This window comes from Halomonas sp. IOP_14, from assembly GCF_021021315.1.
In the GTDB taxonomy this organism is placed as follows: domain Bacteria; phylum Pseudomonadota; class Gammaproteobacteria; order Pseudomonadales; family Halomonadaceae; genus Vreelandella; species Vreelandella titanicae.
In genome coordinates this window covers 42,246-62,007 of sequence record NZ_JAINWD010000025.1, presented here as the reverse complement: position 1 = coordinate 62,007, position 19,762 = coordinate 42,246, and the positions used below count along the sequence as shown (strand labels likewise).

The window sequence follows — 19,762 nt, the reverse complement described above, 5'->3', positions numbered from 1 at the left end:
CTAAATAGGGGTGGACGGCGCCTCAGCGCATGATACCGCCGCTACCGTAGCCTTTCAGGTTGGACTTCTTCATCACTGAGTCATACTGATGCGACATGAGATGCGACTGCACCTGGGCCATGAAGTCCATGATGACCACGACTACGATTAACAACGAGGTACCGCCGAAGAAAAACGGCACGTTCCACGCCACAATCAAGAACTGGGGCATCAAGGAAACCGCAGTGATATACAAGGCACCGAACAGGGTCAAACGTGTCATGACCTTGTCGATATAGCGAGCGGTCTGCTCGCCGGGGCGAATGCCCGGCAGGAAAGCGCCTGACTTTTTAAGATTGTCAGCCACATCCTTGGGGTTGAAGACCAGCGCTGTGTAAAAGAAGCAGAAGAATACCACTGCCGCCGCGAAAAGCAAGATGTAAAGCGGTTGACCTGGGCCTAATGCCTGAGATGCACGCTGCAACCACTCCATACCTTCACCGGCACCTACCCACTGACCGATAGAGGCCGGGAAGAGCAGGATACTGGAGGCAAAAATCGCCGGAATAACACCGGCCATGTTGACCTTCAAAGGCAGGTAGCTACTTTGCCCTGCATACATCTTATTGCCCACTTGCCGCCGCGGATAATTCACTTTAAGGCGGCGTTGGCCGCGCTCAATGAAAACCACAAAGGCGACAGTCGCAATACCTAACACTGACAGCGCTAACAGCGGCAGAACATTCCAGGCCCCTTCATTACGGGCAAGCTCAAAGGCTTGGCCCACGGCACTGGGTAGTCCCGCGACAATACCGGCAAAGATCAGCAGCGAAATACCGTTGCCGATCCCCTTCTCGGTAATCTGCTCGCCTAGCCACATCATAAACACCGCGCCCGATACAAAGGTAATCACGGCGGTGAAATAGAAGCTGAAGTCAGCAGTGTACGCGATGCCTTGGCTAGCCAGACCGACGGACATGCCGGTAGCCTGGACAAACGCCAGTATCACCGTGCCGTAGCGCGTGTACTGGCTAATCTTGCGGCGGCCAGCCTCACCCTCTTTCTTGAGCTGTTCAAGATGAGGGGAGACCGCAGTCATGAGCTGCATGATAATCGACGCCGATATATAGGGCATGATACCCAGGGCGAGGACACTCATACGCTCCAGGGCGCCACCCGAGAACATGTTAAACATGCCCAGGATGGTGCCCTGTTGCTCCCTAAACAAGGCAGCAAGCTGGTCAGGATTGATACCGGGAACGGGAATGTGGGCACCAATACGGTACACCACGATGGCGAGGAGCACGAAGCGCAAACGCGCCCACAGTTCACTCAGACCGCTGCCCATCGCCGGCATGTTTCCTGACTTGGCCATTTAGTCCTCTACCTTGCCGCCAGCGGCTTCGATCGCTTCACGGGCACCTTTGGTGACCTTGATTCCGCGAACGGTAACCGCCGTTTTCAGTTCGCCAGAAAGGATGATCTTCGCGTGTAGCGTAGCATCCTTCAGCACGTTGGCTTCTTTCAAAGATGCCATGGTGACTTCGCCACCGGCAACTTTAGCAAGCTCAGCCAGGCGTACTTCTTCAGAGACCAGAGATTTTGCAGACGTAAAGCCGAATTTCGGCAAACGACGCTGCAAAGGCATCTGACCGCCTTCGAAACCGGGCTTAACACTGCCGCCACTACGTGACTTCTGACCTTTGTGACCACGGCCACCGGTCTTACCAAGACCGGAACCGATGCCACGACCAACGCGCTTTGCAGCGTGTTTGGAGCCCGGAGCCGGGCTTAGGTTATTGAGTTTCATGGATTACTCTCCCTCAACGCGCACAAGGTAGTTCACCTTGTGGATCATGCCGCGTACGGCAGGGGTGTCTTCCAGTTCAACCGTATGACCGATGCGACGCAGACCCAAGCCTTTGATAGTAGCCTTGTGCTTGGGCATGATGCCGATGGTGCTGCGGATCTGGGTAACCTTGATCGTTGCTGCCATGGTGCCTTACCCCGTGATCGCTTCGACAGACAGACCGCGCTTGGCGGCCACGTCTTCCGGTGCTTGCATGGAGGAGAGACCTTTAACAGTCGCTCGAACCACGTTAACCGGGTTGGTGGAACCGTAGCACTTGGCCAGTACGTCGTGGACACCGGCAAGCTCTAGTACAGAGCGCATGGCGCCACCGGCGATAATACCGGTACCTTCTGAAGCCGGCTGCATGTACACCTTGGAAGCACCGTGACGGGCTTTGACCGGGTACTGCAGCGTATGGCCAGCAAGGTTCACCTTGACCATGTTGCGACGAGCTTGATCCATCGCTTTCTGGATTGCGACAGGCACTTCACGCGCCTTGCCACGACCGAAACCGACACGACCTTTACCATCACCAACGACGGTCAGCGCGGTGAAGCCGAAAATACGACCACCCTTGACCACCTTGGCGACGCGGTTGACCTGCACTAACTTCTCTTGCAGATCACCGCTTTGCTGTTCGTTCTTCGCCATCGTAAAACCCTTTAGAATTCCAGGCCGCCTTCACGTGCGGCGTCGGCCAGCGCCTTGACGCGGCCGTGATACTTAAAGCCAGCACGGTCGAAGGCCACCTGGGTGATGCCTGCTTCTTTAGCGCGTTCAGCAATCAGAGCACCTACTTTAGAGGCCGCATCTGAGTTGCCGGTCGCACCCTCGCGCAGTGCTTTGTCCAGCGTAGAAGCACTGGCTAGCACTTTGCCACCATCCGGCGAGATAATCTGCGCATAGATGTGACGCGGGGTACGGTTGACGCACAGGCGATACACGCCCAGCTCGCGAATCTTTGCGCGAGCGCGGCGGGCACGACGGAGACGAGATTCTTTCTTCGCGTTCATAACCCTGCCTTACTTCTTCTTGGCTTCTTTGCGACGCACCTGCTCGTCGGCGTACCGAACACCCTTGCCTTTATACGGCTCGGGGGGACGGAAGGCGCGGATTTCCGCGGCGCACTGGCCGAGCTGCTGCTTATCGGCGCTTTTCAGCACGATAACGGTGTTCTTCGGCGTTTCCGCTGACACACCTTCAGGCAGTTCGTAGTCGACCGGGTGCGAGAAGCCCAGTGAAAGATTGAGCGTCTGGCCCTTAGCTTGGGCACGATAACCGACGCCAACAATTTCGAGAGTCCGTGTAAAACCCTCGGATACGCCCGTTACCAGGTTCTGAACTAAGGCGCGGGTAGTACCGGCCATGGCCCAGCTCTTGGCAGACTCACTCGGGGCGAAGGTCAGCTGGCCATCTTCTTGACCGACCACTACATCAGAGTGGATGGGCATAGATAGCGTGCCCTGGCCGCCTTTGGCGGTCAGCTGGTCAGCATTGATTTTAATCTCAACGCCGGCAGGCACTTTAACCGGATATTTCGCTATGCGGGACATTCCAGCCTCCTAGAATACGGTGCAGATGACTTCGCCACCGACACCCGCTTGGCGCGCGGCACGATCGGTCATGACACCATTGGATGTGGTGACAATCGCGATACCCAGGCCATCGGCAACCTTGGGCAAGTTGTCCTTACCCATGTAGCGACGCAGGGACGGCTTGGAAACCCGCTGAATGTGCTCAATGACCGGCTTACCCTCAAAGTACTTGAGAGTTACGGTTAGCTCGGGCTTAGCGCCCTCCGCTACCGCAAAGTCGGCAATGTAGCCTTCTTCCTTTAGCACTCGGGCCACTTGCACTTTCAACTTGGAGGACGGCATAGTTGCCGTCTCCTTGGTGGCCATCTGCGCATTGCGGATACGGGTAAACATATCCGCCAGAGTGTCTTGCATGCTCATTTAATGTGCGCTCCTGATAATTCTACGTGGCGTTACCAACTGGATTTTTTCAACCCAGGAACGTCGCCACGCATGGCGGCTTCACGCAGCTTGTTACGGCCAAGGCCGAACTTGTTGTAAAAACCGTGCGGACGACCGGTAATACGGCAGCGGTTACGCTGACGCACCGGGCTTGAGTCGCGCGGCAGTTGCTGCAGCTTCAGCGTCGCCTCGAAGCGGTCTTCCTCAGACGTGTTCACGTCTGAGATGATCTTCTTGAGTTCAGCGCGCTTGGCCGCATACTTCGCGACCAGCTGAGTACGCTTAAGCTCACGCTCTACCATACTTTTTTTAGCCATGATCTCGCCCCTATTTCTTGAACGGGAAGTTCAGCGCGGTTAGCAGCGCACGACCTTCCTCGTCGGTTTTGGCGGTCGTTGTGATAGTGACGTCCAACCCCCGGATGCGATCGATTTTATCATACTCGATCTCCGGGAAGATGATCTGCTCACGCACACCCATGGAGTAATTACCACGACCGTCGAAAGACTTCGGGTTGAGACCACGGAAGTCACGCACGCGGGGAATCGCGATGTAAACCAAACGGTCCAAGAAGTCCCACATACGCTCAGCGCGCAGTGTTACCTTGATGCCGATTGGCCAACCTTCGCGCACCTTGAAGCCCGCGATGGACTTACGTGCCTTGGTCACCAACGGTTTTTGACCAGAGAGTTTCTCTAGGTCGCCGATGGCATTGTCAATCAACTTTTTATCGTTGACTGCTTCGCCGATACCCATATTCAGAGTCACTTTCGTGATCCGGGGTACCTGCATAACGTTGGCATAGCTGAACTCTTCTTTGAGTTGAGCTGCTACCTCGTTTTGATAACGTTCTTTCAAGTTCGCCATTTTGCTACCCGACTCGCGTTAGGCGTCGATCTGCGTCTGCGTCGACTTGTAGATACGTACCTTGGTACCGTCTTCCTTCACTTGGAAGCCGACGCGATCCGCCTTACCGGTCTCCGAATTGAAGATGGCTACGTTGGACGCGTGAATCGGAGCCTCACGCTCGACGATACCGCCCTGATTACCCGCCATGGGATTTGGCTTGGTGTGACGTTTAATCATGTTCACACCGGACACCAAAAAGCGGTTATCTAATACCCGCTTAACGGTGCCACGCTTGCCTTTATCCTTCCCGGCGATGACGATGACTTCATCGTCACGTTTGATCTTTTGCATATCCGCCTCGCTCCTTACAGCACTTCAGGCGCTAAGGAAATGATCTTCATGAACTTTTCATTACGAAGTTCACGAGTCACCGGCCCAAAAATACGGGTACCGATGGGCTGTTCGTTGGTGTTATTCAACAAAACTGCCGCATTTCCATCGAAACGGATGAGCGAACCGTCGGGACGACGGACGCCACTACGGGTCCGGACCACGACCGCTTTTAGCACCTGGCCTTTTTTGACCTTGCCACGCGGAATCGCTTCCTTAACCGTGACCTTGATGATATCACCAACGCGAGCGTAACGACGATGTGAACCGCCTAACACCTTGATGCACTGCACCCGGCGCGCTCCGCTGTTGTCGGCGACATCCAGCATTGTCTGAGTCTGAATCATCGGTTTTCTCCAAACCTAATCTGACTGCACTGATTGACAAGCCCAGGGATTAACCCTTGGCGTGTTCAACCACCTCGACCAGCGTCCAAGCTTTTTTCTTGGAAAGCGGACGGCACTCTTGAATAGAGACCGTATCGCCAGCCTTAGCCTGGTTCGCCTCATCATGGGCGTGCAGCTTGGTGGAGCGCTTAACGTATTTTCCGTAGATCGGGTGACGCTCGCGCCGCTCGATCATGACGACGATGGACTTGTCCATCTTATCGCTCACCACTTTACCGGTGAGCGTACGCTTTGTGTTTTCTTCGGCCATCTCAATCACCTGCCTTCTCGTTGAGCAAAGTCTTAACGCGGGCGATATCCCGGCGGACCTGCTTGAGCAGATGAGTCTGGCTCAGTTGGCCAGTGGCCTTCTGCATGCGCAGGTTAAACTGCTCGCGGAGGAGTTCGAGGAGTTGCTCCTGGAGCTCTCCTGCGGACTTTTCACGAATTTCCTGGGCTTTCATCACATCACCGTCCGTTTCGCAAAGGTGGTGGATAAGGGCATTTTCTGTGCGGCAAGCTCAAACGCTTCACGTGCGAGCTCTTCCGACACGCCTTCAATTTCATACAGGACCCGACCCGGTTGGATCTGGGCAACCCAGTACTCAACAGAACCTTTACCTTTACCCATACGAACTTCGAGCGGCTTCTTGGAGATCGGCTTATCAGGGAAGACGCGGATCCAGATTTTACCGCCACGTTTTACGTGACGTGTGATCGCACGACGGCCTGCTTCGATCTGACGCGCAGTGATGCGGCCGCGACCAGTAGCTTTAAGGCCGTATTCCCCGAAGCTGATCTTGCTTCCGCGATGCGCCAGGCCACGGTTGCGGCCTTTCATCATCTTGCGGAATTTCATACGCTTGGGCTGTAACATCGACTCGCTCTCCCCTTACCTGGAACCTTTCTTCTTGGGCGCGTTGCCGGTAGGCTGCTGCTGCTTAGCCTTGGCACGTACTTCCTCGATACCGCCGAGGATTTCACCCTTGAAGATCCACACTTTGACGCCGATAACGCCATAGGTGGTGTGAGCTTCGTAAGTGGCGTAGTCGATATCCGCACGCAGTGTGTGCAGCGGAACGCGACCCTCGCGGTACCATTCGGTACGTGCGATTTCAGCGCCACCAAGACGACCTGACAGCTGAATCTTGATGCCACCAGCGCCAAGACGCATTGCGTTCTGTACCGCGCGCTTCATCGCACGACGGAACATGACGCGACGCTCAAGCTGACCCGCTACGTTAGCAGCGACTAGCTTGGCATCCAGCTCCGGCTTGCGAACTTCTTCGATGTTCACATGCACGGGAACACCCATCATCTGGGTGAGATCGCGACGCAGACGGTCGACATCTTCACCTTTCTTACCGATCACGATACCCGGACGGGCAGTGTGAATGGTGATGCGGGCATTGTTTGCCGGACGCTCGATGTGGATGCGGCTTACGGAAGCGCTTTTAAGCCGCTCTTCCAGGAAGCTACGCACTTCGAGATCGTTATTGAGCTTATCGGCGTAAGCGCCGCGCTCAGCATACCAGACAGAAGCATGGTCTTTGACGATGCCCAGTCGAATGCCTGTTGGATTGACTTTCTGACCCATCGGTCGACTCCTACTTCTCGGCTACCTTGACGGTGATGTGGCACGTGCGCTTCAAGATACGATCCGCACGCCCCTTGGCACGCGGCTTGATACGCTTGAGCGTCATGCCCTCATCGACGCAGATGGTCGAGACACGCAGCTCGTCAATATCCATGCCGTTATTTTCTTCCGCGTTTGCAATCGCGGATTGCAGCACCTTCTTAACCAGCTTGGCAGCCTTCTTCGGTGAGAAGGTCAGCAGGTCGAGTGCCTCGGCGACAGGTTTACCGCGCACCTGGTCAGCCACCAAACGGGCCTTCTGGGCGGATAAACGAGCGCCAAGCAGCTTAGCTGTGACTTCCATCTCTCAATCCTCTCTGGCTTACCGTTTGGCTTTCTTATCCGCCGCATGCCCGCGATAAGTGCGAGTAGCAGCGAATTCGCCCAATTTGTGGCCAACCATTTCCTCGGATACGTGCACCGGGACGTGTTGGCGACCGTTATGGACCGCGATAGTGAGGCCTACCATATTGGGCAGGATCATAGAACGACGCGACCAAGTCTTGATCGGTTTGCGATCGTTCTTCTCCACTGCAGCCTCTACCTTCTTCAAAAGATGAAGGTCAATGAAGGGACCTTTCTTTAGTGAACGTGGCACAGCCGTTACCTCTTAATGTCTTGGCAATTTAGATCAACGCGTCTTATTACGACGACGAATGATCAGCTTGTCGGTGCGCTTGTTCTTACGCGTCTTATGACCCTTAGTCGGCACACCCCATGGGGATACCGGGTGACGACCACCACTGGTGCGGCCTTCGCCACCACCGTGCGGGTGATCGACTGGGTTCATCGCGACACCGCGAACAGTCGGACGCACACCTCTCCAGCGCTTCGCACCGGCCTTGCCAAGTTGACGCAGGCTGTGCTCAGAGTTGCTCACTTCACCCAAGGTCGCGCGGCACTCGGCCAACACTTTACGCATTTCGCCAGAGCGAAGACGCAGGGTGGCATAGTTACCTTCACGAGCAACCAACTGGGCGCTTGTACCGGCACTGCGAGCAATCTGCGCACCTTTACCCGGCTTGAGTTCGATGCAGTGCACCGTAGAACCCAACGGGACGTTACGCAGCGGCAAGGCATTGCCTTTCTTGATTGACGCGTTTACACCAGATTCCAGCACGTCACCCGCGCTGACACCTTTCGGTGCAATGATGTAACGACGCTCACCATCGGCATACTTCAGCAGCGCAATGTGCGCACTGCGGTTGGGATCGTGCTCAAGACGCTCAACTGTGGCAGGAATGCCATCCTTGGTGCGTTTGAAATCGATCAACCGATAGTGGTGACGATGACCACCGCCCACGTGGCGGGTGGTGATACGACCGTAGTTGTTACGGCCGCCGGACTTGGACTGTTTTTCTAACAGCGGTGCATAGGCACGGCCTTTAAACAGTTCCTCACCAACGATCTTGACGACGTGGCGACGACCGGCGGAAGTGGGTTTGGTCTTGACGATTGCCATTATCCGTACTCCTGCCCTTATTCGGCGCCAGAGAAGTCTTCGAGCGTTTCACCCGCAGCCAGGGTCACATACGCTTTGCGGTAACCCTTACGCAGGCCAACGCCGTTCGCAGTACGCTTCGTTTTACCCTTCATGTTCAGTACCTGAACACTGCCGACCTTCTTGCCGAAAAGTGCTTCAACGGCTTTCTTGATCTCGGGCTTGGTAGCATCAGATGCCACCTTGAAAACGTACTGGTTGCGCTCGGCTGCCATTGCGGCCTTTTCGGTCACGTGCGGCCCAAGCAGAACCTTAAATACGCGTTCCTGGTTCATGCCAGCTTCTCCTCGAATTTACGCAGGGCGGAGACGGTAATCAGCACCTTATCAAAGGCGACCAGACTTACCGGGTCAGCTGCCGCGACATCCACCACGTCAACGTGGGGAAGGTTGCGTGCGGCCAAATAGAGCTTTTCGTCAACTTCTTCAGTGACGATCAACACTTTCTCAAGGTTGAGCTCTTTTAGCTTGGCAGCTACCTGCTTGGTCTTAGGCGCATCGACGACGAACTCTTCAATCGCGACCAAACGCTCTTGACGTACCAGCTCTGACAAGATGGAGCGCATCGCTGCACGGTACATCTTGCGGTTAACCTTCTGGGTGTAGTCTTGCGGACGCGCCGCGAAGGTTACGCCGCCGCTACGCCATAGCGGAGAGCGGATGGTACCGGCACGTGCACGACCGGTGCCTTTCTGACGCCATGGCTTTTTACCACCACCACGAACGTCGGAACGACTCTTTTGTGCGCGGGTTCCCTGACGACCAGCCGCCAAATAGGCAGTGACAACCTGGTGAACGAGCGCTTCGTTGAATTCTTTGCCAAAAGTGGCGTCGGCTACTTCAACGGTACCCGCGCCTGCAGCAAGATTCAGATTCATTGGTAATTATCCCCTTCAGCCTGCTTTCACGGCGCTGCGAACGATAACGTCACTACCGGGAGCACCCGGTACGGCGCCTTTAATCAGCAGCAGGTTACGCTCGGCGTCGACACGGACGATCTCAAGGCTCTGCACGGTGCAACGGGCGTTACCCATTTGACCGGCCATCTTTTTGCCTTTGAAAACGCGACCCGGTGTTTGACACATGCCGATAGAACCCGGCGCGCGATGCGACAGAGAGTTACCGTGAGTCATATCTTGGGTACGGAAGTTCCAGCGCTTAACAGCACCCTGGAAGCCTTTACCCTTAGAGGTGCCAGTCACGTCAACCATTTGACCAGCTTCGAAGAGGGATACGGTGATTTCGCCGCCCACTTCAGGAATCTCTTCGCCTTCTGCAAGACGAAACTCCATCAGTGCACGACCAGCTTCAACACCCGCCTTGGCAAACTGACCAGCCTGCGCTTTGGTGAGGTGCTTAGCTTTGCGAGAGCCAGATGTGACCTGAATCGCTGCGTAACCGTCAGACTCGACAGATTTAACGCGTGTAACACGATTAGGATCAACTTCAATAACGGTTACGGGCACAGACGCGCCGTCTTCGGTAAAGACACGGGTCATCCCGGCCTTTTTACCGACTAAACCGATAGTCATACTCAGTCTCCTATAGTGTACGGGGCTATCACCCGCTATGGCTGCCCTTTCCAGAGCATTCCACTAGCACATTGTATGGCGCCTCACGGCGCGGCGGCTGCTGCTCATGCTAACTCTTTACGAAGAGCGATGAACGCTGGGCCGCAAAGTGACTAGTGTAATTAGTTGAGTTTGATTTGCACGTCTACGCCTGCGGCGAGATCAAGCTTCATCAAAGCATCAACAGTTTTTTCGGTCGGCTCAACGATGTCGAGCACACGCTTGTGCGTACGAATCTCATACTGGTCACGCGCATCTTTGTTGACGTGCGGCGAGATCAGAATGGTGTAACGCTCGCGATTGGTCGGCAGCGGAATCGGACCACGAACCTGAGCACCAGTACGCTTAGCGGTTTCAACAATCTCCGCTGTAGACTGATCGATCAGGCGATGGTCGAAAGCTTTCAACCGAATGCGAATCTTTTGGTTCTGCATTTGCCCTAAACTCCAATGGATGTCGACGGCGCGAGCCGTCTACCCACGCATTCAAAGGATGCGCATTATAGGCACGCCAAAAGCCCATGTCAAACATTTGCTGTTGGTGCGCAGAAAAGGGGGCTCATCAGAGCCCCCCTTCTTCATTCAAGCATGCACCTTACTTGATGATCTTGGCTACAACGCCAGCACCAACAGTACGGCCGCCTTCACGAATGGCGAAGCGCAAACCTTCGTCCATTGCGATCGGAGCGATCAAGGTAACAACCATTTGTACGTTGTCACCCGGCATGACCATTTCAACGCCTTCCGGCAGCTCACAGGTACCGGTTACGTCAGTGGTACGGAAGTAGAACTGCGGACGGTAGCCCTTGAAGAAAGGCGTGTGACGACCACCCTCTTCTTTGGACAGGATGTAGACTTCTGATTCGAAAACGGTGTGCGGAGTAATGGTACCGGTTTTCGCCAGAACCTGACCACGCTCAACGTCATCACGCTTAGTACCACGCAGCAGGGCACCAACGTTCTCGCCTGCACGACCTTCGTCAAGCAGTTTACGGAACATTTCAACGCCAGTTACGGTCGTCTTGGTGGTGTCGCGGATACCCACGATTTCCACTTCTTCGCCCGCTTTAACGATACCGCGCTCTACACGACCGGTAACAACAGTACCGCGGCCAGAGATAGAGAATACGTCCTCGATCGGCATCAGGAACGGCTGGTCAATAGCACGCTCAGGCTCAGGGATGTACTCATCCAGCGCTTTGATCAGATTGGCAACGGCGGTGGTTCCCATGCCTTTATCATCTTCACCGTTCAGAGCCATCAGCGCTGAACCAGTGATGATCGGCGTGTCGTCACCCGGGAAGTCGTACTGGTCGAGAAGCTCACGAACTTCCATCTCAACCAGCTCGAGCAGCTCTTCGTCATCGACCATGTCCGCTTTGTTCAGGAACACAACGATGTACGGTACGCCAACCTGACGAGACAGCAAGATGTGCTCGCGCGTTTGCGGCATCGGGCCGTCAGCGGCAGAACACACCAGGATTGCGCCGTCCATCTGCGCAGCACCGGTGATCATGTTCTTGACGTAGTCAGCGTGCCCCGGGCAGTCAACGTGAGCGTAGTGACGCTCTTCAGACTGATACTCCACGTGGGAAGTAGCGATGGTGATACCGCGCTCACGCTCTTCAGGAGCGTTATCGATGGTATCAAACTCACGCCAGTCGCCGCCGAAAACCTCAGCAGACACGCGGGTCAGGGCCGCAGTCAGGGTCGTTTTACCGTGGTCGACGTGACCAATGGTGCCGACGTTGACGTGCGGTTTGGAACGTTCAAATTTTTCCTTAGCCACTGCTATAACCTCTTTACGTTAGCTAACGGTTAACCGTTTTGATTGATGACGGCTTCAACGACGCTGGAGGGCGCCTCGTCGTACTTCGAGAACTCCATAGAGTAGCTCGCACGGCCCTGGGTTTGTGAGCGCAGATCGGTTGCATAACCGAACATCTCACCCAATGGCACCGTCGCACGGATGACTTTACCAGAAGAGGAGTCATCCATACCCTGCACCAGGCCGCGACGACGGCTCAGGTCACCCATGACGTCACCCATAAACTCTTCGGGGGTCACGATTTCGACCTTCATCACCGGCTCCAGCAGCACGGCCTTGGCCTTCCTGGCACCTTCTTTTACTGCCATAGAAGAAGCAATCTTAAACGCAGTCTCGTTAGAGTCCACGTCATGGAAGGAGCCATCAAACAGCGTTACTTTAACGTCGATCATCGGGTAACCCGCGATGACACCGTTTTTGAGCTGCTCAAAAGCACCCTTTTCAACCGCAGGTACGTATTCCTTGGGAACCGTGCCACCCACGATTTCTGAGTTGAACTTGAAGAACAGTTCTTCTTCGCCTTCACCCTTCTCTTCTGCTGTCAGCGGCTCGATACGCAGCCAAACGTGACCATACTGACCACGGCCACCGGACTGACGTACGAACTTGCCTTCTTGCTCAATGCTGCCGCGAATGGTTTCACGGTAGGCAACCTGCGGCTTACCGATATTGGCTTCAACCTTAAACTCGCGACGCATACGGTCAACGAGGATATCCAGGTGAAGCTCACCCATACCAGAAATAATCGTCTGGCCGGTTTCTTCGTCGGTTTTGACCTGGAAAGAGGGGTCTTCTTGAGCAAGCTTGCCCAGGGCAACACCCATTTTCTCTTGGTCAGCCTTAGATTTAGGCTCTACGGCAACCGAGATAACCGGATCCGGGAACTCCATACGCTCGAGAACAATCTTGTTATCGATGTCGCACAGGGTATCACCGGTAGTCACGTCTTTCAGACCGATACAAGCGGCGATGTCGCCCGCCAGTACTTCTTTGATCTCTTCACGGGAGTTGGCGTGCATCTGAACGATACGACCAACACGCTCTTTCTTCTGCTTAACGGAGTTGTACACACCGTCACCAGATTTTAGAACGCCCGAGTAGACGCGGATAAAGGTCAATGTACCAACGAAGGGGTCAGTGGCGATTTTAAACGCCAAGGCCGCAAAGGGTGCGCTGTCGTCAGCTTCACGGGTATCGACGGTACCGTCTTTATCGTCGAGCTCACCTTCAATCGCTTTAACTTCCGTCGGCGAAGGCATGTATTCGATAACGCCATCCAACACTGCCTGAACGCCTTTGTTCTTAAAGGCAGAACCACAGGTCACCAGAACGATATCGTTAGCCAGGGTGCGCGCGCGCAAGCCAGCTTTGATCTCTTCAATCGAGAGCTCACCGCCTTCGAGGTACTTCTCCATCAGCTCGTCAGAGCCTTCGGCAGCGGCTTCGACCATCTCTTCGCGGTACTTTTCTGCTGTTTCTTGTAGCTCAGCAGGAATATCCACGAGATCAAAGTTCATGCCCAGGCTTTCTTCGTCCCACAAGATAGCTTTCATCTCGATCAGGTCGATAACGCCCTTAAAGTCTTCTTCAGTGCCCCAGTTGATCTGGATCGGCACTGCGTTGGCACCCAAGCGTTCTTTTAGCTGATCAACAACCATGAAGAAGTCAGCACCGGTACGGTCCATCTTATTGACAAAAACCATACGTGGCACTTCGTACTTATTGGCCTGGCGCCACACTGTTTCGGTCTGTGGCTGAACGCCGGAAGAACCGCACAGAACAACGACTGCGCCATCAAGTACGCGCAGAGAACGCTCAACTTCAATCGTGAAGTCAACGTGCCCAGGCGTATCAATAATATTAATACGATGCTCGTCAAACTGGTGACTCATCCCTTTCCAGAAGGTAGTAACAGCAGCGGAGGTAATAGTAATACCACGCTCCTGCTCCTGCTCCATCCAGTCAGTTGTTGAAGCACCTTCATGCGTTTCACCAAGCTTGTGATTCAAGCCGGTGTAGAACAGTACACGCTCGGTCGTCGTGGTTTTACCCGCGTCAACGTGAGCGACGATACCGATATTACGGTAGCGATTTAGTGGAGTCTTGCGTGCCACGGTGAAACTCCCGTTTGTTGGCGATGCTCGTTAATTTAGCGGCGTATGCAAGCGAGGCTTATGCGACCGCCGCCACCCCACAAGGGTAGCGGTTAGGTATTACAACTAATCTGTTGTAACGACGCGACTCAGCAAACACTTCGCCATGCTGAACAACGCGCATATAAAAACCATAAAGCCGTACTTAAAAACGCCGTACTCAGGAACGCCGATCTTAGAAACGGTAGTGCGAGAAGGCCTTGTTGGCTTCTGCCATACGATGCACGTCTTCGCGCTTCTTAACGGCAGAACCTTTACCTTCAGCGGCATCCAGCATTTCACCCGCCAGACGCTGCACCATGGTTTTCTCACCGCGACGACGCGCCGCGTCTACCAGCCAGCGCATTGCCAGCGCTTGACGACGAGACGGACGTACTTCAACCGGCACCTGATAGGTCGCACCACCTACACGGCGCGACTTCACTTCGACCATTGGCTGGATCGCTTCCAGCGCCTTGTCGAAGATCTCCAGCGGATCTTCTTTACTACGCTCGGCAACCTTGTCCAACGCACCGTAGACGATACGCTCAGCTATGGACTTCTTGCCGCTGACCATCAGGTGGTTCATGAACTTCGCCAGACGCTCACTTCCGAACTTAGGATCCGGCAGAATCTCGCGTTTAGCTACTACTCTTCTTCTAGGCATGATAAGCCCTCAATTAAGGATCTTTCAGGTAAACCCGGAACTCCTGCAACCTGTGTACGCTTCTCAAACTCCACAAGCGCTGCCCGACCTTACTCTTATCAGACCGTCAAATTCGTAAAAATCGTTACTCAGCATGCCCGATCGATGGGCGACGCTGTACAGCCGACCTAGCCCCAGGACTTAAAACTTAGGACTTAGGACGCTTAGTACCGTATTTAGAACGACCCTGACGACGATTCTGAACGCCGGAGGTGTCAAGGGCGCCACGTACGGTGTGATAACGCACACCTGGCAAATCCTTTACACGACCGCCGCGAATCAAAACGACAGAGTGTTCTTGAAGGTTGTGACCTTCACCACCGATGTACGAAGAGACTTCAAAGCCGTTGGTCAGGCGCACACGGCAGACCTTACGCAGGGCCGAGTTAGGCTTCTTCGGGGTGGTGGTGTAAACGCGCGTACATACGCCGCGTTTTTGCGGACAGGCCTGCAGCGCTGGCACGTCACTTTTGGTGACGGGGCGCTTGCGCGGCTTGCGCACTAGCTGATTAATCGTTGCCATGGTGTTTAGCTGACTCCAATGGTTGCCTTGGCCTTTTAACAAATACATGCAGTGGATGCGGGCGCACCCACCCCACTGTTAAAGGCTGCGCATTCTAAAGGCTGACCCTAGGTTTCGTCAAGCCTTGCCGGCGGTTTTACCGGCAAGGTGACGCTTTTTCAGGTCAGCTACTCATTTTACTTACTCATGCTACCTACTGCGTTGGGTGCCAGACCTACAGCTCATCGTCAGAGTCGAGAGCGGTCAACTGAGCACCCAGCTCCTGTTCGACTTCGGTAGCCGAAGGATTGAACAGTTGCTCTACGTCTTCGCGCTTGCGACGACGCTCTGCGTGGTGAGTCAAGCCCGTACCCGCCGGTATCAGACGACCAACCACCACATTCTCTTTCAGGCCGCGCAAGTAATCGCGTTTGCCTGTCACCGCTGCTTCGGTCAGTACGCGGGTTGTCTCCTGGAAGGAGGCCGCGGAAATGAACGACTCGGTGGCCAGACTGGCCTTGGTGATACCCAGCAGCATACGCTGATACTTGGCCGGGAATTTCTTCTCTTTTTCAAGCCGCTCGTTCTGCTCCAGTACGCGAACCAGTTCTGCCTGATCACCAGTAATGAAGTCAGAGTCGCCCGAATCGGTGATCTCTACCTTGCGCAGCATCTGACGCACAATCACTTCGATATGCTTGTCATTGATTCCTACACCCTGCAGACGGTAAACGTCTTGCACTTCGGCAGTGATGTACTTGGCAAGTTCCTCAACACCCAGCAGGCGCAGGATATCGTGAGGATTACTCGGGCCATCGGAAATCACTTCGCCCTTCTCGACAGTTTCGCCTTCGAAGACGGCGATTTGACGCCACTTCGGAATCAGCGCCTCAAACGGATCGCCAGACTCCGGGGTAATCGTCAAACGACGCTTACCTTTGGTCTCTTTACCGAAGCTGACCACACCGCTGATCTCGGCCAGGATCGAGGACTCTTTCGGCTTACGTGCTTCGAACAAGTCAGCAACCCGCGGCAGACCACCGGTGATATCTTTGTTCGCCGACGCTTCTACCGGGATACGGGCAACCACTTCACCCACACCAATAGTGACACCATCGTCGACCGAAATAATCGAGTTGCCCGGAAGCAGGTACTGAACCGGGGTGTTGGAGCCCGATACAGAGACGTACTCGCCCGAGCTGTCTTGCAGCATGACCATCGGGCGCTTGTCGCGACCGGCCATGGGACGTGCTGCAGACTCGATCACCTCGATAGAGGAGAGGCCGGTCATCTCATCGACGCTGCGGTGCATGGTGACACCCTCGTCGAGATCGATGAACTGCGCCTTACCTTCTACTTCGGCAACGATCGGGTGAGTGTGCGGATCCCATTTGGCGACCGTCGCACCAGCGTCGACCACGTCGCCGTCGCGTACAGAAAGCTCAGCACCGTAAGGGAGCTTATAGTACTCACGCTCACGACCATGGTCGTCAGCAACGGCCAGGGCGCTAGAGCGGGACACCACTACCAGCTTCCCGTCGGCACGCTCAACGTGCTTAATGTTGTGCAGGCGAACTTTACCGCCGTGCTTAACCTGTACGCTATCGACCGCAGAGGAGCGCGATGCCGCACCACCGATGTGGAAGGTACGCATGGTCAACTGGGTACCCGGCTCACCAATGGACTGCGCGGCGATAACACCGACGGACTCACCGATGTTGACCTGGTGGCCACGAGCAAGGTCACGACCATAACAGGACGAACACACGCCGTGCGGGGTATCACAGGTAATGGTCGAGCGCACAATAATCTCATCCACGCCCATGGTATCGAGCTCAGCACACCACTTCTCGTCGAGCAGCGTATTGCGCGGAATCAAGACTTCCTCGCTGCCTGGATCGACAACATCCTGGGCCACGACGCGACCAAGCACACGCTGGGAAAGCGGCACGATAATATCGCCGCCTTCGATGATCGGATGCAGGGTCAAGCCATTTTCGGTACCACAGTCGACTTCCGTGATCACCAGATCTTGCGCCACGTCTACCAGACGACGAGTCAGGTAACCGGAGTTGGCGGTTTTCAACGCCGTATCCGCAAGACCTTTACGTGCACCGTGGGTCGAGATGAAGTACTGCAGTACGTTCAGGCCTTCACGGAAGTTGGCGACGATTGGCGTTTCGATGATCGAGCCATCCGGCTTGGCCATCAGACCACGCATACCCGCCAACTGGCGGATCTGGGCGGCACTACCACGGGCACCGGAGTCGGCCATGATGAAGACGCTGTTGAACGAGTCCTGCTCAACTTCGTTACCATCACGATCGACGACAGTCTCTTTAGAGATACCGACCATCATCGCTTTGGCGACTTTATCATTGGCCTTGGACCAGATATCGATAACCTTGTTGTACTTCTCACCTGCTGTTACCAGGCCAGAGGAGAACTGGTCTTCGATCTCTTTAACTTCCGCTTCTGCCGCGTCAACGATCTCGGTTTTTGCTTCGGGGATAACGAAGTCGTTAACACCGATTGAGGCGCCGGACCAGGTCGCCAGACGGAAACCGGTATACATCAGTTGGTCAGCGAAGATGACGGTCGGCTTAAGGCCAGCGCGACGGTACACTTCGTTGATCAGGCTGGAGATCGCCTTCTTCTTCATCGGCTGATCGATCAGCTCGAAGGGCACGCCTTCGGGCAGAATGCGGAACAGCAGCGCACGGCCGACGGTGGTATCGTAAATACGGCGGTGGAAGCTGCGCTCGCCACTCTCTTCTTCAATATCGATCTCGTCTAGACGCACTTTAACCCGTGCGTGTAGCGATACTGACTGGGTTCCAAACGCACGCTCAACCTCGTTGAGATCAGAGAACACCATGCCCTCGCCTTTGGCGTTGATCTTCTCGCGGGTCATGTAGTACAGACCCAGAACAACGTCTTGCGACGGCACGATGATCGGCTCGCCGTTAGCGGGCGACAGCACGTTGTTGGTGGCCATCATCAGCGCACGCGCTTCAAGCTGCGCTTCCAGGGTCAGCGGTACGTGTACCGCCATCTGGTCACCGTCAAAGTCGGCGTTATAGGCGGCACATACCAGCGGGTGCAGTTGAATGGCTTTACCTTCGATCAACAGCGGCTCAAACGCCTGGATGCCCAAACGGTGAAGTGTGGGTGCGCGGTTAAGCAGTACCGGGTGCTCGCGGATAACATCGGCAAGGATGTCCCACACTTCCGGCAGCTCGCGCTCGACCATCTTCTTGGCGGCTTTGATCGTTGAGGCGTAGCCCAGCGACTGCAGCTTGGAGTAGATAAACGGCTTGAACAGCTCAAGGGCCATTTTCTTGGGCAGACCGCACTGGTGCAGGCGCAGGGTCGGGCCCACGGTAATCACCGAACGGCCAGAGTAGTCAACGCGCTTACCTAGCAGGTTTTGACGGAAACGACCCTGCTTACCTTTGATCATGTCGGCGAGCGATTTCAGCGGGCGCTTGTTAGAGCCCGTGATCGCCCGGCCACGACGACCATTGTCGAGTAGCGCATCGACGGCTTCCTGAAGCATACGCTTCTCGTTGCGCACGATAATATCCGGCGCATTGAGATCGAGCAGACGCTTCAGGCGGTTGTTACGGTTGATCACACGACGGTAAAGGTCGTTAAGATCCGAGGTCGCGAAGCGGCCACCGTCCAGCGGTACCAGCGGACGCAGATCCGGCGGCAGCACAGGCAGCACTTCCATGACCATCCACGCCGGTGCGTTACCGGAGTGGTAAAAGGCTTCAAGCAGCTTCAAGCGCTTGGAGAGCTTCTTGATCTTGGTTTCGGAGTTAGTCTGCGGAATCTCTTCGCGCAGGTGGTTAATCTCTTCTTCCAGATCGATATCTTTGAGCAGCTCTTGAACGGCTTCGGCACCCATGCGGGCATCGAAGTCATCACCGAACTCTTCCAGTGCTTCAAAGTACTGCTCATCGTTCATCAGCTGACCACGCTCCAGCGTGGTCATGCCTGGATCGATAACGACAAAGCTTTCGAAATAGAGCACGCGCTCGATATCACGCAGGGTCATATCGAGGAACATGCCGATACGCGACGGCAGTGACTTCAAGAACCAGATGTGCGCTACCGGTGAAGCGAGCTCAATGTGCCCCATGCGCTCACGGCGCACGGCGGCTTTGGTCACTTCAACGCCACACTTTTCGCAGATGATACCGCGGTGCTTCATGCGCTTATACTTGCCGCACAGGCACTCGTAGTCTTTAACCGGGCCAAAGATCTTGGCGCAGAACAGGCCGTCCCGCTCCGGTTTAAAGGTACGGTAGTTGATGGTCTCAGGCTTCTTCACCTCGCCAAACGACCAGGAGCGAATCATGTCCGGCGACGCCAGGGTAATCTTGATCGCGTCAAACTCTTCGGACTGAGACTGCGATTTGAGTACTTTCACCAAATCTTTCATGGGACG

27 protein-coding genes are annotated in these 19,762 nt (G+C 55.2%); all 27 read right to left on the bottom strand.

All coding sequences use genetic code 11. From position 1 onward, the window contains the following. Positions 1–22: 22 nt before the first annotated feature. Complete coding sequence (gene secY / locus K7H09_RS16405; RefSeq protein ID WP_035582695.1) at positions 23–1,354, bottom strand: preprotein translocase subunit SecY; 1,332 nt, start codon at positions 1,352–1,354, stop codon at positions 23–25. Continuing rightward, positions 1,355–1,789, bottom strand: a complete 435-nt coding sequence (gene rplO / locus K7H09_RS16400) for a 50S ribosomal protein L15 (RefSeq protein WP_101147111.1) — start codon at positions 1,787–1,789, stop codon at positions 1,355–1,357. It lies immediately after the preceding gene. A 3-nt stretch (positions 1,790–1,792) separates the two neighbouring features. Further along, on the bottom strand, positions 1,793–1,975 hold the full coding sequence (rpmD, locus tag K7H09_RS16395) for a 50S ribosomal protein L30 (RefSeq protein WP_226250595.1): 183 nt from the start codon (positions 1,973–1,975) through the stop codon (positions 1,793–1,795). 6 nt (positions 1,976–1,981) lie between these two features. Next, positions 1,982–2,482 (bottom strand): 30S ribosomal protein S5, encoded by a 501-nt coding sequence (gene rpsE, locus K7H09_RS16390; RefSeq protein ID WP_007111990.1) that lies wholly within the window; start codon positions 2,480–2,482, stop codon positions 1,982–1,984. An 11-nt stretch (positions 2,483–2,493) separates the two neighbouring features. Further along, positions 2,494–2,844: a 50S ribosomal protein L18 gene (gene rplR / locus K7H09_RS16385; protein ID WP_008959159.1), complete on the bottom strand. Its 351-nt coding sequence runs from the start codon at positions 2,842–2,844 to the stop codon at positions 2,494–2,496. 9 nt (positions 2,845–2,853) lie between these two features. Next, positions 2,854–3,384, bottom strand: coding sequence for a 50S ribosomal protein L6 (gene rplF / locus K7H09_RS16380; RefSeq protein ID WP_230805199.1), 531 nt, complete (start codon positions 3,382–3,384; stop codon positions 2,854–2,856). A 9-nt stretch (positions 3,385–3,393) separates the two neighbouring features. Then, entirely contained in the window at positions 3,394–3,786 is a 393-nt protein-coding gene (gene rpsH / locus K7H09_RS16375) for a 30S ribosomal protein S8 (protein WP_007111993.1), read from the bottom strand. A gap of 32 nt (positions 3,787–3,818) precedes the next feature. After that, positions 3,819–4,124 carry a 30S ribosomal protein S14 gene (rpsN, locus tag K7H09_RS16370; protein ID WP_113269837.1) on the bottom strand — a complete coding sequence of 102 codons (306 nt, stop codon included), beginning with the start codon at positions 4,122–4,124 and terminating at the stop codon, positions 3,819–3,821. Positions 4,125–4,134: 10 nt separating this feature from the next. Further along, complete coding sequence (gene rplE / locus K7H09_RS16365) at positions 4,135–4,674, bottom strand: 50S ribosomal protein L5 (RefSeq protein WP_007111995.1); 540 nt, start codon at positions 4,672–4,674, stop codon at positions 4,135–4,137. Positions 4,675–4,692: 18 nt separating this feature from the next. Then, positions 4,693–5,007, bottom strand: a complete 315-nt coding sequence (gene rplX / locus K7H09_RS16360; protein WP_088702075.1) for a 50S ribosomal protein L24 — start codon at positions 5,005–5,007, stop codon at positions 4,693–4,695. A gap of 14 nt (positions 5,008–5,021) precedes the next feature. Next, a complete protein-coding gene (gene rplN / locus K7H09_RS16355; RefSeq protein ID WP_008959163.1) occupies positions 5,022–5,393 on the bottom strand; it encodes a 50S ribosomal protein L14 in 372 nt (123 codons plus the stop codon). A 49-nt stretch (positions 5,394–5,442) separates the two neighbouring features. After that, entirely contained in the window at positions 5,443–5,703 is a 261-nt protein-coding gene (gene rpsQ / locus K7H09_RS16350; RefSeq protein ID WP_007111998.1) for a 30S ribosomal protein S17, read from the bottom strand. Position 5,704: 1 nt separating this feature from the next. Then, entirely contained in the window at positions 5,705–5,896 is a 192-nt protein-coding gene (rpmC, locus tag K7H09_RS16345; RefSeq protein ID WP_007111999.1) for a 50S ribosomal protein L29, read from the bottom strand. After that, the gene (gene rplP / locus K7H09_RS16340) at positions 5,896–6,309 is read right to left on the bottom strand and encodes a 50S ribosomal protein L16 (RefSeq protein ID WP_007112000.1); all 414 of its coding nucleotides are present in this window, start codon (positions 6,307–6,309) and stop codon (positions 5,896–5,898) included. Before rplP ends, rpmC begins: the two co-directional genes overlap by 1 nt. 15 nt (positions 6,310–6,324) lie before the next feature. Beyond that, complete coding sequence (gene rpsC / locus K7H09_RS16335; protein ID WP_230805198.1) at positions 6,325–7,029, bottom strand: 30S ribosomal protein S3; 705 nt, start codon at positions 7,027–7,029, stop codon at positions 6,325–6,327. 10 nt (positions 7,030–7,039) lie between these two features. Then, the gene (gene rplV / locus K7H09_RS16330; protein WP_007112002.1) at positions 7,040–7,372 is read right to left on the bottom strand and encodes a 50S ribosomal protein L22; all 333 of its coding nucleotides are present in this window, start codon (positions 7,370–7,372) and stop codon (positions 7,040–7,042) included. Positions 7,373–7,390: 18 nt separating this feature from the next. Beyond that, positions 7,391–7,666, bottom strand: a complete 276-nt coding sequence (rpsS, locus tag K7H09_RS16325) for a 30S ribosomal protein S19 (protein WP_009098993.1) — start codon at positions 7,664–7,666, stop codon at positions 7,391–7,393. A gap of 33 nt (positions 7,667–7,699) precedes the next feature. Continuing rightward, complete coding sequence (rplB, locus tag K7H09_RS16320; protein ID WP_008959166.1) at positions 7,700–8,530, bottom strand: 50S ribosomal protein L2; 831 nt, start codon at positions 8,528–8,530, stop codon at positions 7,700–7,702. Between the two features lie 17 nt (positions 8,531–8,547). Beyond that, positions 8,548–8,844: a 50S ribosomal protein L23 gene (rplW, locus tag K7H09_RS16315; RefSeq protein ID WP_008959167.1), complete on the bottom strand. Its 297-nt coding sequence runs from the start codon at positions 8,842–8,844 to the stop codon at positions 8,548–8,550. Beyond that, positions 8,841–9,446 (bottom strand): 50S ribosomal protein L4, encoded by a 606-nt coding sequence (gene rplD, locus K7H09_RS16310; protein WP_007112005.1) that lies wholly within the window; start codon positions 9,444–9,446, stop codon positions 8,841–8,843. The genes rplW and rplD overlap by 4 nt, the downstream gene beginning before the upstream one ends. Positions 9,447–9,461: 15 nt before the next feature. Next, on the bottom strand, positions 9,462–10,100 hold the full coding sequence (gene rplC / locus K7H09_RS16305) for a 50S ribosomal protein L3 (protein ID WP_035582685.1): 639 nt from the start codon (positions 10,098–10,100) through the stop codon (positions 9,462–9,464). Between the two features lie 161 nt (positions 10,101–10,261). Then, positions 10,262–10,573 (bottom strand): 30S ribosomal protein S10, encoded by a 312-nt coding sequence (rpsJ, locus tag K7H09_RS16300; protein WP_007112007.1) that lies wholly within the window; start codon positions 10,571–10,573, stop codon positions 10,262–10,264. A gap of 160 nt (positions 10,574–10,733) precedes the next feature. Beyond that, positions 10,734–11,927 (bottom strand): elongation factor Tu, encoded by a 1,194-nt coding sequence (tuf, locus tag K7H09_RS16295; protein ID WP_211594844.1) that lies wholly within the window; start codon positions 11,925–11,927, stop codon positions 10,734–10,736. A gap of 29 nt (positions 11,928–11,956) precedes the next feature. After that, positions 11,957–14,080 carry an elongation factor G gene (gene fusA, locus K7H09_RS16290; protein ID WP_230805197.1) on the bottom strand — a complete coding sequence of 708 codons (2,124 nt, stop codon included), beginning with the start codon at positions 14,078–14,080 and terminating at the stop codon, positions 11,957–11,959. Positions 14,081–14,294: 214 nt separating this feature from the next. After that, positions 14,295–14,765 (bottom strand): 30S ribosomal protein S7, encoded by a 471-nt coding sequence (gene rpsG / locus K7H09_RS16285; protein WP_009288145.1) that lies wholly within the window; start codon positions 14,763–14,765, stop codon positions 14,295–14,297. Between the two features lie 187 nt (positions 14,766–14,952). Next, positions 14,953–15,327 (bottom strand): 30S ribosomal protein S12, encoded by a 375-nt coding sequence (gene rpsL / locus K7H09_RS16280; protein WP_008959173.1) that lies wholly within the window; start codon positions 15,325–15,327, stop codon positions 14,953–14,955. Between the two features lie 214 nt (positions 15,328–15,541). Further along, positions 15,542–19,756 (bottom strand): DNA-directed RNA polymerase subunit beta', encoded by a 4,215-nt coding sequence (rpoC, locus tag K7H09_RS16275; RefSeq protein WP_230805196.1) that lies wholly within the window; start codon positions 19,754–19,756, stop codon positions 15,542–15,544. Positions 19,757–19,762 lie beyond the last annotated feature (6 nt).